A 13,336-nucleotide genomic window follows, 5' to 3' on the forward strand; every position below is an offset into this window, starting at 1 on the left:
TCGCAAATAGAACTGTGGGGTTGATTCCCCCTCCCATCTGGCAATCATGGAGCGCCAACCTTGCGCGAAACTTGCGGGAGACCCGATGCGGATCGTCATAGTCGAGGACAATGAGCCACTCGCCAATGCCATTGCTTATCGCCTTCGTGACCGAGGTCATGCGGCAGATATACTGACTGACGGAGATGCGGCTGACCTGTACCTTCAACAAGAAGGCGCGGATTTGATCGTTCTGGATATCAACCTACCCGGCCGGTCAGGGTTGGACATCCTGAGGTCGCTTCGCGAACGTGGTGACAGTGCGCCCGTGATCCTGCTAACAGCGCGCACCGAAACAAGCGACCGGGTGACCGGTTTGGATATGGGCGCAGACGACTATCTGGTCAAACCCTTCGAAATGGACGAGTTAGAAGCACGCGTCCGAGCACTTTCTCGGCGCAAAGAACTTGACTACGGAGCGCGGGAGAGCATCGGTAGCCTCGAATTCGACCGCGCATCGCGTCAGGTTAGTGTTCAGGGCCAAGTCATGGATATACCACGGCGGGAAATAGCGGTGCTTGAATGCCTGTTGGAGCGTCGGGGCAGAATTGTTCCTAAAAGCCAACTCACAGATTATGTCTATGGCGTTGGGGCCGATGTCGATGACTCAGCTGTTGAACCTCATGTGTCGCGGTTACGAAAACGCCTTCAGAATCTCGGCATTAAGATCAAGACAGCGCGCGGTCTGGGGTACCTTCTTGAGGTGCAGAAGTGATCAGGCACGGCTCCCTCAGGCTACGACTCTTCATTCTTATCCTGACACCCTTGGTGTTGCTTGCGATCCTTCTTGGGCTTTGGCGCTTTATGATTGCCCAGGAAACGGCTCAGGAGCTGTTTGACGACAGCCTGCTATCTGCCGGTCTTGCAATTTCACGAGATGTTGCGATTTCAGGAGGTGACGCACTTTCGCCCACCACGCGCAGCTTGATCCGCGACGCGTCGGGCGGAGAGATCTTTTATCATGTTACGGGCCCGGGTGGCATCTACGTGACTGGCTATGCATACCCTCCGGCACCCGCGAACCCGTCTGCACAAGAGGCGAACAGGCCGCAGTTTTTCGAAGCACTCTATCGCGACGAGCCGGTGCGAGTTCTTAAGCTGACAGAACGTGTGACCATAGAAAATCTCATAGGAGATGCGACGGTCACCGTTTGGCAACGTATGGCGGATCGCAACGCGTTTGCAAATGAGCTGTCAATCCGCGCAGGAATTCTCATGGGAATCCTACTTGCCACTCTGGCATTTGTGGTATGGTTCGGAGTTGCTCGCGGGCTGCGGCCCCTCCTGGATTTACAGGACGCAATCGACCTGCGCTCACCAGATGACCTGAGTGAGATCAAACGCCCGGTACCGGTCGAGGTTCAAGGTGTCGTCAAAACCTTGAATCGACTCTTTGGACAGGTGGAAAAAAGTATCAATGCCCATCAGGTGTTCATATCCGAAGCGGCACATCAGCTACGTAACCCTGCGGCCGCCGTTCAGTCGATGGCCGAAGCGCTTCGAGATGCGAAAACCGATGAAGACCGCGATAAACGCATCATCGAGCTCGTTGCAGCGGCAAAGAACTCAGCAACAGTCGCTGAACAACTGCTATCACTTGAACGGCTCAGGCAACCGACGCACCAAGATCAAATGGTTGAAATTGATTTCCGCTCGGTTGTCGAAGAAGCCTGCGCAGAAATGGGAGTTCACATTCTTGCAAAAGGCATCGAGTTTGATGTCACGATGCCCGAGACGGCGGTCATAGTATCAGGTGATCAGGTGTTTCTAACTGAAGCTCTAAAGAACCTGTTAGACAATGCTGTTAAGCACGGTGGCGCTAAACTGAGCCGCATTTCAGTCGTCCTGCGTTCTGACGGCGGAAACGTTAGGCTTACTGTCGCTGATGACGGCGCTGGCCTTTCGCCCGACCAAAGCGATGCTGCATTTAGTCGGTTCTCCCAGTTGGAATATTCCGAAGGCAGTGGCCTGGGTTTGTCAATCGTCTCTGCGGTGGCGCAGCGCCACGAAGGATCAGTCTTAATCAACCAAGTCGAAAGAGGAGCGAGCGTTACGCTTGAGCTTCCGATAATCCTCTGAATTGTTTCGTTTTTGACAAGTCCGACACCTATAAGGGTTGAATTTCTCCTCGACTAAATCCGGCGCTCGAGAGATTGAAACAGAGTCCCCGCAGGTCAAATAACTGTCGAAAATGATCAAACTAGCGGCCGATTAAGCATATCCCCGAATCTCACTTGAAATAGGTTTAAGTTTAACGGGAGAGGGCAGCATGACCGATTCAGAAACAATTTCCTTGGGCTATCACGTCGATCCATCACGCTCTAGCTCGTTACAGGCTGCGGCATACACACAGGACAAGTGGTTTGACGCAGACCTTCGCTCCATCCTCTCCAAAACTTGGCAATGGGTGTGTCATGTCGAGAAAACACGAGAGCCGGGGTCCTTTGTAACGGTGGATGTTGCCGGTCAACCTATTGCGGTTGTGCGCGACAAAGAGGGTAAGCTTCGCGCCTTTTACAATGTATGCAAACACCGTGCCCATGAACTGCTATCAGGCGAAGGCAATACCACACGGATTATGTGCCCCTATCATGCCTGGGTCTATAAGCTTGACGGGCAATTGGCGCGTGCGCCACATACTGAAAACCTCGAAGACTTCAACAAGAATGAGATTTGCCTCGACGAAGTGCAGGTCGAAGAGTTTTGCGGCTTTGTTTTTGTCAATTTGGATCCGACGGCTGCCTCTTTGTCAGAGCAATCCGGAAACCTGGAAACCGAGGTGCGCCATTGGGCTCCGGATGTGGATCAACTCACTTTTGGCCACCGTCTGACCTACGACATCAAGTCGAATTGGAAGAACGTCGTGGACAATTTCCTTGAGTGCTATCATTGCCCTACGGCCCATAAGGATTTTTGTGACCTCGTGGATATGGATACCTACAAGGTTACGACCTACGGCATTTACTCCAGCCATATGGCTGACGCAGGCAAAGGTCCAAATACCGCCTATGACGTCTCGAACGCCACGGTAAAAACCCACGCGGTTTGGTGGCTCTATCCTACCACTTGCCTAATGCGATATCCGGGACGGTCCAGCATGATCGTGTTGAACATCATCCCTGTTGGGCCAGATCGGACGCTTGAAACTTACGACTTCTTCCTTGAGACGCCCGAACCCGACGCCATGGAGCTGGATGCAATTCGCTATCTGGACGAGGTACTTCAGGTCGAAGATATCAGCCTCGTCGAAAGCGTACAGCGCGGGATGAAAACGCCTGCGTTCACCCAAGGTCGGATCGTCAATGACCCGGATGGGTCTGGCAAGTCCGAGCACGCCGTTCATCACTTCCATGGCTTAGTCTTGGACGCTTACGCAAGAGGTGCCACGTGACGCGGCCAAACATCCTTGTGGTCATGGCGGACCAATTGGCTCCGCATTTCACAGGGGCGTACGGGCATAAGGTCGCCAAGACGCCACATCTTGACGCGTTGGCCGCGCGCGGCATGCGCTTCGATGCAGCTTACTGCAATTCCCCTCTCTGCGCGCCTTCACGGTTTTCCTTTATGTCGGGTCAGCACATCAGTCGCATCGCAGCTTACGACAATGCATCCGAGTTCAAGGCTTCGGTGCCGACATTTGCGCATTATCTGAAATCGCTGGGCTATCGTACATGTTTGGCAGGCAAGATGCATTTTGTCGGACCGGATCAGATGCATGGATTTGAGGATCGTGTGACAACCGACATCTATCCTGCTGATTTTGCGTGGACCCCGGATTGGGAGGCCCCGGACGAGCGGATCGACAAGTGGTATCACAACATGCAAACGGTCAAGGAAAGCGGCGTTGCCCACGCTACCTTCCAGATCGCCTATGACGACGAAGTTGGCTTTGTCGCCAATCGCTGGCTCTTCGATGTTGCCCGAGACAAAGCGCTTGGCAATGACGCGCCTTTTGCGATGGTTGCAAGCTTCATTCACCCGCACGATCCATATGTAGCCCGACCAGAATGGTGGAACCTGTATGCGGATGATGAAATTGACTTGCCCGCGTTTGTGCCCGCGTTGGAAGATCAAGACCCCTTTTCACGACGTTTATTGGATGGGATCGAAGCGTCTTATGTGCCACTGACCGAGGAAGAAATCCTGCGCGCGCGCCATGCCTACCTGGCAAACGTCAGTTACTTCGACAGCAAAATCGGAGAGCTGGTTCAAACACTCGAAGAAACGGGCGAGTTGGACAGCACCATTGTGATTGTCACAGCCGACCATGGCGACATGCTGGGTGAACGTGGGCTGTGGTACAAAATGAACTTCTTCGAACACTCCGCACGCGTTCCACTGGTCATGGCCGGGCCAGGCATCTCAGTTGGGGCCGCTCAAAATGCAGTGTCACTGATCGATCTTTTGCCGACATTTATCGACATCGGTGGCGGTGATGAGACGATGATCGGAGAGCCGATCGACGGTCGTAGCCTTATGCCTTTGGCTCGGGGTGAAGAAGATCCAGTTGATGAGGCGATCGGAGAATATTGTGCCGAGATGACGGGCTATCCTGTGATCATGATCCGGCGCGGGCCCTTAAAATATATTCATTGTGATAGCGACCCACCGCAGCTCTATGACCTGAGTGCTGACCCGATGGAAACGAAGAATTTAGCTTCGGACCCAAGCTACTCCGACGCGAAAACTCGTTTTGCAGCCGAAGTCGCCGAACGGTGGGACGGCAGTGCTTTGCGAAAGAAGATAATCGCCACGCAAAAATCGCGCCGTGCATTACATGCCGCGATGGAGGCCGGTGCCAGCGAGCCTTGGGACTACAACCCGCCGTCCGATGCAAGTCAGCAGTATGTACGTAACAATATGGATTGGACAGTGGCTGCACGCCGCTACCGCTATCCGCCATTGAAGGATTGAAACCAATGATGCTGAACGGAAAAGTTGCTCTCGTGACTGGTGCCCGCGGTGGAATCGGGCGCGCGATTGTCGCTCGGTTTCTAAGAGAAGGCGCAACGGTATTTGCCGCTGATCTCACACCGGAAGGGTCGTTAGATCAACACGACGACGACGGCAGTCATTTTGTTAAGCTGGATGTGACTCAAGAAGCAGACTCGGTTGCGGCGATGGATCATGTGCGCGCCGCACACGGAAAGTTGGACATCCTAGTGAACGCGGCGGGGATCGAGATCGAAAAAACGGTTGAGGAGACTACGCTGGAGGAATGGAACCAAAGCTTTGCCGTAAACTCCACAGGCACTTTCCTGACCTCGAAATACGCCCTCCCCCTAATGCGCGAAGCGGCGAAGACAGGGAATAGCGCAAGCCTTATCAACTTTGGCTCCTACGACGGGTTCATCGCAGATCCAGGGCTTGCGGCCTATTGCGCGACCAAGGGTGCAGTTCACGCTTTGACCCGCGCAATGGCTTGCGATCATGGCTCTGAAGGCATCCGGGTTAATGCCATCTGCCCTGGCTATATCGACACTCCAATGCTGCAGAGCTTCTTCAACGGCGATGGATCCGGCGGAGGAGGTGGCAACATTGAAACGCTGCAAAAGGCCGTGCGCGATGTTCATCCAATGCGGACCTACGGGACGCCCGAGGATATTGCAAATTTGGTCAACTGGCTTGCCTCGGACGAGGCGCGCTATGCCTCTGGCCAGTTGTGGGTTCTGGACGGGGGGCTGTCTGCACAAGTGCAGCAGATGAAACTCTGATGCCCAAGCCAGTCATTATCACTTGCGCGCCGACCGGAGGCATCCATACGCCGTCAATGTCACCGCATCTGCCGATAACACCGGCCGAGATTGCGACGGCCAGTATTGAGGCGGCCCAGGCAGGGGCATCAATCATTCACCTGCACGCACGGCACCCGGAGACAGGAAAACCCGATCCCCGACCTGAGCTGTTCAAGCAGTTTCTACCCGTAATCAAGCAGTCCACCGATGTTGTGATGAATGTCTCGACCGGCGGCGGCTTGGGGATGTCGATGGATGAGCGGCTGCTGGCGGCGACATCTACCAGCCCAGAGATGGCATCGCTCAACATGGGATCCATGAACTTTGGTATCTTTCCGATGCTGCAGAAATACACCGAGTTTCAGCACGACTGGGAACGGCCATTTTTGGAGATGACGGAAGACTTTATCTTTCCCAACACTTTCAAAACAATTCGTTACGCCATCGAAAAACTTGGTGGAGATCACGGCACCAAGTTCGAGTTCGAATGCTATGATCTTGGACATCTCTACAACGTCAAATGGTTCGTGGATCAGGGCCTGATCAAACCGCCATTTTTCATTCAGATGGTATTTGGCATCTTGGGTGGCGTTGGCGCAGATGCCGACCATCTGACCCACATGCACAACACAGCCGATAAGCTGTTCGGAGCAGAGAATTACGAATGGTCGGTCCTTGCCGCTGGTCGTCACCAAATGCCATTTGCGACCCAAAGCGCCATGCGGGGCGGTAACCTGCGTGTCGGTCTCGAAGACAGCCTGTTCATCGGCAAGGGTGAATTGGCAAAATCTAACGCGGAACAGGTCACGCGCATCCGATCAATCGTTGAAAACCTTGGCCTTACGGTCGCGACGCCAGCAGAAGCGCGCATGCGGCTCGCACTAAAAGGCGGCGATCAGGTTGGCTTCTGAGGAGACGCATATGCAGACGAACATGTTGATCAACGGCGAAATGGTTGAAGGCACCGGCGACGCCTTGAACATCCTGAACCCTGCAACAGGAGAGGTTATTGGTACCGCAATAGAAGCCAGCGATGCACAGATCGAGGCGGCGGTGCGCGGCTCAGCAGAGGCATTTGAGACCTTTTCGGCTACGACCCCTGCAGAACGCGCTGCAATCTTGCTTCAGATAGCTGATGTTATCGAGGCGAACAGCCAGGAGTTGGCAGAACTTGAGAGCCTAGATGTGGGAAAACCCTGGCCATCGGCTCATGATGATGAAATGCCGCTGACGATTGATGTCTTTCGCTTTTTCGCCGGGGCTGCGCGCACCATGATGGGGTCTGCCTCTGGAGAGTATGTCGCGGGTCATACGTCGATGATCCGGCGCGACCCCATTGGCCCTGTCGCCGCCATCGCCCCTTGGAACTACCCGCTGATGATGGCGTCCTGGAAGATTGCTGCACCAATTGCGGCAGGATGTTCGGTGGTGTTGAAACCGTCCGAGATCACGCCGCTATCTACTCTGCGACTTGCAGAACTGTTACAAGATGTTCTGCCAAAAGGCGTGCTAAATTGATCCATGGTCGCGGGCCCGGCGTGGGGAATGCCCTGATGAACAGCCCACAGATGGAAGGGATCAGTGTTACGGGTTCTCCGGCGACAGGCATGGCTGCAATGCGGGCTGCTTCCCAGAAAATTAAACACGTTCATCTGGAATTGGGCGGCAAGGCGCCAGTCATTGTCTTTGATGATGCTGATCTCGATGCTGTGGCCGAGACGATCCGATATGGCAGCTACTTCAATGCCGGTCAGGACTGCGCACAGCCTTGCCGCGTGATGGTTGCAGACAGAGTTTACGACAAACTTGTGGCCGCGATTGCCGGTCAGGTTGGCCAGATCCAAATCGGTGCACCGAAAGCTGAAGGAACGGAAATGGGCCCGCTTGTCTCTGCGGCTCAGCGGGATCGTGTAGCGGGTTTTGTTGATCGCGCACGCAGCAGCTCTGAAATCGTTTCCGGTGGGGCCTCTGGCGAAGAAGACGGCTTTTTCTACCAGCCGACTGTCATCGCCAATGTCGACAACACTGCAGAGATTGCCTGCAATGAGGTTTTTGGACCCGTTGTAACTGTCTCTCGGTTTTCTGAGGCAGAAGATGCGTTGAAGATCGCCAACACCGGAGCTTACGGTTTGGCCTCTTCGGTCTGGACACGAGATGTTGGGAGAGCAATGCAAATGACGTCCAAGTTGCGCTATGGATTCACCTGGGTAAACACGCATGGGGTTGCGACCCCCGAGATGCCATGGGCCGCGATGAAGGGCTCAGGCACGGGCAGCGATATGTCGGTCTATGCGCTGGATGCTTACACCGCAGTCCGTCACGTTATGGTGGCACACTGATGCGGTTAGCTGGGAAACGCGCCTTTGTTACAGGCGGCAAACAGGGCATTGGTCGCGGCATCGTTGAGGCCTTCGCAGCCGAAGGTGCGGCTGTCGCCACCTGCGGGCGCGGCCCTCAACCAGATGATCTACCTGATCAAGTAACCTGGTACACGCTGGATGTATCCAATCCCGAAGCGGTTGCACGTACTGCCCGAACAATCGGCCTGGTAGATATCCTGGTAAACAACGCCGGCGTTCAGGTCGAAAAAACAGTGACCGGAAGCACAGACGCGGATTGGGATTTGGTGATGGGAGTAAACGCACGAGGCGTTTTTAACTGTTGCCGCGCCTTTATTCCGAAAATGTCTCAGGGTGGTTCGATCATCAACATTGGTTCTATCTCGGGCAATGCCGCTGACCCATCGATGGCGCTCTACAATGCTTCAAAAGCGTTTGTGCATGGGCTTACACGCTCTATCGCGGTGGACCATGGACCTGCGGTGCGCTGCAATGCAATCTGCCCGGGATGGATTGAGACGGGCATGCTGGACGCAGCATTCGAACTCGCCCATGACCCGGAAAAGGCTAGAACAGACGCGCTGGCACGCCATGCGGTCAAACGCTTTGGTAAGCCCGCAGACATTGCTGCGATGGCTGTTTGGCTAGCTTCTGACGAGTCGTCTTTTGCGACTGGCCAACTGTTCACTGTAGACGGTGGTATGACTGCGGCATCCCCCCTGAATCCGGGACTGTTCTGATGTCGGAAATCGAAAGAACCGCCATTCTCGGAGCCGGTGTTATCGGGGCAAGCTGGGCAGCGCTGTTCCTCGCGTCGGGTCGCAGTGTGACCGTATTTGATCCCGATCCGAACGCTGAGGCATCCGTCCGTAAATACATTGAAAAGGCGTGGCCTGCGTTGGAAGAATTGGGCCAAGTTGGCCACGCCACCCGAGATGCGATCACCTTTGCACCGACCGCAGCTGAGGCCGTGCGAAACGCGCAGTTCATTCAGGAGAATGTGCCGGAGCGGTTGCCGATCAAACATTCCATCTATGCGGAAGTTGAGCCAGAGTTGAGCGCTGATGCAATATTTTCAAGCTCAACATCCGGCCTAACACTCGATGCTCTCCAACAGGGATGGCGCAATCCGAGTAAGCTCATCTTAGGTCATCCGTTCAACCCGCCACATCTCATTCCGCTGGTCGAGTTGACGGCGAACGACGCCACCGGTTCAGATGTTCTGAACCGAACAGAGACGTTCTACGAAGACCTGGGCAAAGTCACGATCCGGATCAAGAAGGGCATGCCCGGACACGTCGCAAACCGCTTACAAGCTGCAGTATGGCGCGAGGCCGTCCATATGGCGATTGAAGGCGTTGCCAGTGTCGAAGACATCGATAAAGCGATGTGGGCCGGCCCCGGATTGCGGTGGGCCGCGATGGGTCCGACGACGCTTTTCCACCTGGGTGCAGGCGACGGCGGTCTGCGGGCCTTCTGTGACCATTTCAAGGATACATTCAATGGCTGGTGGGACGACCTGGGCAACCCTCGTCTTGATGAGGATGTCATCAATAAACTGGTAGATGGCATTAACGATCAAACTCAGGGGCAAAGTACCGAAGAGTTATCAGCGCAACGCGACAAGATGCTTATGGCGATGCAAAAAGCTACCCAACACCTTCGGACTTAATATCAGGCTTGAACATTGGCCAAGCGCGGAACTCGAATGGCGTGCGGCCTTCAATACGGTCTGCAGTTGGTGTGAGGCCAAAACGGCTTCGATATGCCCGGCTGAAATGAACTTGCCCGTTAAATCCTGATGCTTCTGCAATCTCGCTGAATTTCAGCTCTGTTTGGGTTACTAGTCCACGCGCGCGATCAAGGCGTATGTCACGGTAGTACTCGATCGGCGACTTCTGGACATATTGCTGAAACAATCTGCTAAGTTGTCGTTGCGAAATCTTCAACCTCGCTGATATTTCAGGGATCGACAAAGTGGCTTCCAAATGTGCCTCCATCAAGTCGATCGCGTCCCTTACCACCCCAGAGGTGACATACCCCAGTGGCTCCACGTCTTTGGGGTTCTGTGATTGGCCCTCACCGCGTACATTGTGATGAAAAAGATATCGCGCAGATGCATTGGCGATACTCTCACCATCGACAGAGTGCACAAACCGCAAACCCAGATCAGTCGCTGCGGAACCCCCGCAACAAGTGAACATCTTTCCATCCATAACAATCATGTTCTCTGACACTGTGGTATCATGGGCCATTTCAGCAAAGGCATCGATGTGCTCATAGTGAACCGTCGCTGTCTTGCCTTTAAGCAGTCCAGCAGCCGCAAGAACAATCGCACCAGTATCCAAGCCGCCAACGATTGCTCCGCACGCCTCCCACTTCTGAAGGGCCACCTTAAACTGAGAGGTTCCGTGACGTTCAGGTGACCAACTTGTACTCACCAGAACCAGCCAGGGCTTGCGCCCGGTCACGACCGCCAATGGGGCAGTGTCAACGACTAGGCCGCTGCTAGACTCAACTGGTCCACCGAGGTCCGAGACATAGGTCCAAGAAAATCGAGCCGAACCTGTCAGGTAATTGGCTATTCTGAAAGGGTCCACGAAAGACGTAGTCGCCGAAACATTGAAATGTGGACTCACCAGGACAACGATATCTAGCTTGCGATCAATTGGATGGATCATGGCCGATTCTGTAAAATGGAGTCCAAAATTGTCAATTGTGTTTCGCAGGAGTGCAAAAGTCACCAATTCATGGGCTCAGTGTCGTGATGCACACCATGACGGAATGCCTCAAATACATTGATGACGTGAAAGCGTTTGTTTGCGCGCAACCCGCGTCCATCAATGTCATGTCAAAGGTATCGTTGGACGCGATGGGGCTGGGCGCGTTTCATAACGTTCTGGGCGAAGAGATTGAAAAGATTAGTGGCTTGCCCTTGGACAAATGACCCCTCATCTTCACGCCAAAAACGTCACCATGCCGACATACATTGTGCAGAACAAGGATGATGTCTGGACGATCCCCGAAGACGTTCAGACCACTTTTGACCTGATTCCGGGTGAAGAAAAGAAGCTACACTGGATTGAAAACGGCGATACGCGACGCTTCATTGGATACAATTTCTTCGGTGAACATCCTGAAACAACGATTGAGTTTTTCGACAATCACATGCGGTGACGTCAAGGTTCTTTCGGAACCGGCCAAGCGATCCCGAAATTCATCATTCAAAATGGCAGAGGTCACGTAGTGACCTCTGCCTTATCAGTTTATCTGCCAAAGAACTCGGCAACTGCATCGGTCGACGCTTTCACAGCCTCCGGCTTGTAGTAAAAGTCCACGTGGCTGAATTCATCGAAAGCCAACTCCTCATGTTCATTCGTCAACTTCGCGACAAATTGGGTGGAGCACGGCGCTGTAAAGGCCGTGCTGCTGTAAATTGTCAGGGACGGTTGCACGATCTTATCGGCATAAGCCTCTCCAATGGAAATCAGAGACTGCATGCCCTGATCTCCGATATGCATATTGGTGTAGGTCGGAACCGCAACCGGGCCTTTTGCCCCATCACGCCCGTAATAGTCATAGGATTCTCCTGCCATCGGGTTGACACCCGATCCAACAAATTCTTCTCGGGTTTGCTCATCATTGAGGCCAAAGGGAGCGACATAATCCGGCTCGCCTGTTTCATACATCTTCTGCATCGAGGCGTTCGAGGCCGCGATTTGCTGATTAACCATGTCGCGGTCGGTCCATTGGAAGCCATCGGCTGCCATCATGCCGGAAACCATGGCAATCTTCTTGATCCGGTGATCGGTCACGGCGGCGGATGCGATGATCGAGCCGCCTTGGCAAACACCCAGACCGTAAATCTCGTAAACGAAAGGAAGCGTGCCCAGGTAGGAAACAGCGTCCCAGGTGTTTTCGATCAGCCGGAACATGTAGCGGGATTGCTTGTACTCTCCGGGCAGCGCAGGGGACGAGCCCATGCCGAGGTAATCGAATCCGAGGTAGATGAAACCCCGCGCGGCCATTTCCGGCCCGTAAGTAGCCGGAATCTGATCTTTGACCTGAGGGAACGGGCTGGCCCCCACGATGGCCTTGTAGGTCTTGGTCTCATCAAAGCCTTCGGGCAGGTAGAGATCGCCCGCCAGATCCACGCCAAAGGATTTGAAGGTAACTTCGTTTTTGCCCGCGGTGAGATTTTGGGTCGTCATGGTCTTGGTCCTTTCGGGGTCAGGAAGCTTTGCGCCTTGCTAAAGTAAATTGTTTTGTTTACTTATGGTGGGGAGGTAGCTCTTGTAAACACATCTTTTTACTTTTTGAGGTAGAAATCTTGAAACGCACTGAAAAAAAACGAAAAGATATTATCGATGCGGCCATCGATGAGTTCAAAGAGCAGGGGTTTCTGGGGGCAAAGACCACTTCAATCGCCAAAAAAGCCAACGTATCGAGTCGCACGCTCTACAATCACTTCGAGAGCAAGGAGGCCCTTTTCGAGGCGATCTCACAGATCATGCTGGAGCAAAACCGGAGCATGGAGCCAGCGCCCTATGATCCGGATCGTGACTTCGTCGAACAATTGAAGGAAGCCTTGTGGCGTTACATTGGGGTGATCACCGATGAGACCGCCATCGGATTGAACCGGATGGTCATCTCAGAATTGATCCGTGACCTTGACCGATCCCGGCAATTCTTCACTGAAACAGCAACTCACGATTACCCAATAACGAGGCTGATCAGCGAAGCCATGGATGCAGGCGTGATCCGCAAGGCGGATCCGGTTTTTGCGACCAACCAGCTTCTGGCGCTCATCAAAAACTTCTTTTTCTGGCCAGAGTTCTTCCTTGGCGAGAACCCGACGCCCAAAGATGTATTGGACGATTGCGTCGCGATGTTTCTGGCACACTACAAAGCAGACGTTTGATCGATCATCACCGAAACAGATCTTGGATGGCGGGTTCTTGCACCCACCGGGTGAATGACGGCATAGTGATGAACCGAGTAGCTCGCTGGTCATAATGTCTGATGCGAGATCTGGTTGTACCTCAGGTAAAGAGCAAGGCATCTGAAAAGCACCCCCAGTTTGAACGCTTAGCGTTTAGTTTCAAAAGGGTTACACTCCCTTTTTGCGATGCGTGTCGTGCCAAGATCATCGTCCTCAGGCCTACCGGAACTTTCAACTGCGACAAATGCGAGACCCTTTGGGATCAAACACTTGATCGATGA

At 53.8% G+C, this 13,336-nt stretch carries 13 protein-coding genes and 1 pseudogene; 12 read left to right on the top strand and 2 right to left on the bottom strand.

The genetic code is table 11. The annotated features are described in order from the left end of the window. Positions 1 to 85: 85 nt before the first annotated feature. The 9 genes and pseudogenes from ACR0JG_RS03370 to ACR0JG_RS03410 all read left to right on the top strand — a co-directional run bounded on the left by ACR0JG_RS03370 (position 86) and on the right by ACR0JG_RS03410 (position 9,785). Entirely contained in the window at positions 86 to 754 is a 669-nt protein-coding gene (locus ACR0JG_RS03370; RefSeq protein ID WP_480567518.1) for a response regulator transcription factor, read from the top strand. A 53-nt stretch (positions 755 to 807) separates the two neighbouring features. Beyond that, positions 808 to 2,118, top strand: a complete 1,311-nt coding sequence (locus ACR0JG_RS03375; protein ID WP_480567519.1) for a sensor histidine kinase — start codon at positions 808 to 810, stop codon at positions 2,116 to 2,118. Positions 2,119 to 2,308: 190 nt separating this feature from the next. Beyond that, positions 2,309 to 3,430, top strand: a complete 1,122-nt coding sequence (locus ACR0JG_RS03380) for an aromatic ring-hydroxylating oxygenase subunit alpha (RefSeq protein WP_480567520.1) — start codon at positions 2,309 to 2,311, stop codon at positions 3,428 to 3,430. After that, positions 3,427 to 4,953: a choline-sulfatase gene (gene betC / locus ACR0JG_RS03385; protein WP_480567521.1), complete on the top strand. Its 1,527-nt coding sequence runs from the start codon at positions 3,427 to 3,429 to the stop codon at positions 4,951 to 4,953. The genes ACR0JG_RS03380 and betC overlap by 4 nt, the downstream gene beginning before the upstream one ends. A gap of 32 nt (positions 4,954 to 4,985) precedes the next feature. After that, positions 4,986 to 5,753 (top strand): SDR family NAD(P)-dependent oxidoreductase, encoded by a 768-nt coding sequence (locus tag ACR0JG_RS03390; RefSeq protein WP_480567522.1) that lies wholly within the window; start codon positions 4,986 to 4,988, stop codon positions 5,751 to 5,753. Then, the gene (gene kce, locus ACR0JG_RS03395) at positions 5,753 to 6,685 is read left to right on the top strand and encodes a 3,5-dioxohexanoate:acetyl-CoA acetone transferase (protein WP_170395496.1); all 933 of its coding nucleotides are present in this window, start codon (positions 5,753 to 5,755) and stop codon (positions 6,683 to 6,685) included. Before ACR0JG_RS03390 ends, kce begins: the two co-directional genes overlap by 1 nt. A 40-nt stretch (positions 6,686 to 6,725) precedes the next feature. Further along, a pseudogene (locus ACR0JG_RS03400) lies at positions 6,726 to 8,113 on the top strand (aminobutyraldehyde dehydrogenase). Then, positions 8,113 to 8,853, top strand: a complete 741-nt coding sequence (locus ACR0JG_RS03405) for an SDR family NAD(P)-dependent oxidoreductase (protein ID WP_480567523.1) — start codon at positions 8,113 to 8,115, stop codon at positions 8,851 to 8,853. Before ACR0JG_RS03400 ends, ACR0JG_RS03405 begins: the two are co-directional and overlap by 1 nt. Continuing rightward, positions 8,853 to 9,785: a 3-hydroxyacyl-CoA dehydrogenase NAD-binding domain-containing protein gene (locus ACR0JG_RS03410; RefSeq protein WP_480567524.1), complete on the top strand. Its 933-nt coding sequence runs from the start codon at positions 8,853 to 8,855 to the stop codon at positions 9,783 to 9,785. The genes ACR0JG_RS03405 and ACR0JG_RS03410 overlap by 1 nt, the downstream gene beginning before the upstream one ends. Here ACR0JG_RS03410 and ACR0JG_RS03415 read toward each other — a convergent pair. Further along, positions 9,763 to 10,794: a GlxA family transcriptional regulator gene (locus tag ACR0JG_RS03415; protein WP_480567525.1), complete on the bottom strand. Its 1,032-nt coding sequence runs from the start codon at positions 10,792 to 10,794 to the stop codon at positions 9,763 to 9,765. The genes ACR0JG_RS03410 and ACR0JG_RS03415 overlap by 23 nt on opposite strands. 50 nt (positions 10,795 to 10,844) lie before the next feature. Here ACR0JG_RS03415 and ACR0JG_RS03420 point away from each other — a divergent pair, with 50 nt between their 5' ends. After that, positions 10,845 to 11,060: a hypothetical protein gene (locus tag ACR0JG_RS03420; RefSeq protein ID WP_480567526.1), complete on the top strand. Its 216-nt coding sequence runs from the start codon at positions 10,845 to 10,847 to the stop codon at positions 11,058 to 11,060. After that, entirely contained in the window at positions 11,057 to 11,290 is a 234-nt protein-coding gene (locus ACR0JG_RS03425) for a hypothetical protein (RefSeq protein ID WP_480567527.1), read from the top strand. The genes ACR0JG_RS03420 and ACR0JG_RS03425 overlap by 4 nt, the downstream gene beginning before the upstream one ends. A gap of 89 nt (positions 11,291 to 11,379) precedes the next feature. Here ACR0JG_RS03425 and ACR0JG_RS03430 read toward each other — a convergent pair whose 3' ends face one another. Further along, on the bottom strand, positions 11,380 to 12,324 hold the full coding sequence (locus ACR0JG_RS03430) for an alpha/beta hydrolase (protein WP_480567528.1): 945 nt from the start codon (positions 12,322 to 12,324) through the stop codon (positions 11,380 to 11,382). 29 nt (positions 12,325 to 12,353) lie between these two features. Between ACR0JG_RS03430 and ACR0JG_RS03435 the strand changes: the two genes are divergently transcribed. Next, positions 12,354 to 13,034, top strand: a complete 681-nt coding sequence (locus ACR0JG_RS03435; protein WP_480567529.1) for a TetR/AcrR family transcriptional regulator — start codon at positions 12,354 to 12,356, stop codon at positions 13,032 to 13,034. Positions 13,035 to 13,336: the final 302 nt, after the last annotated feature.

The sequence above is a fragment of the Ruegeria sp. AD5 genome, assembly GCF_056542345.1.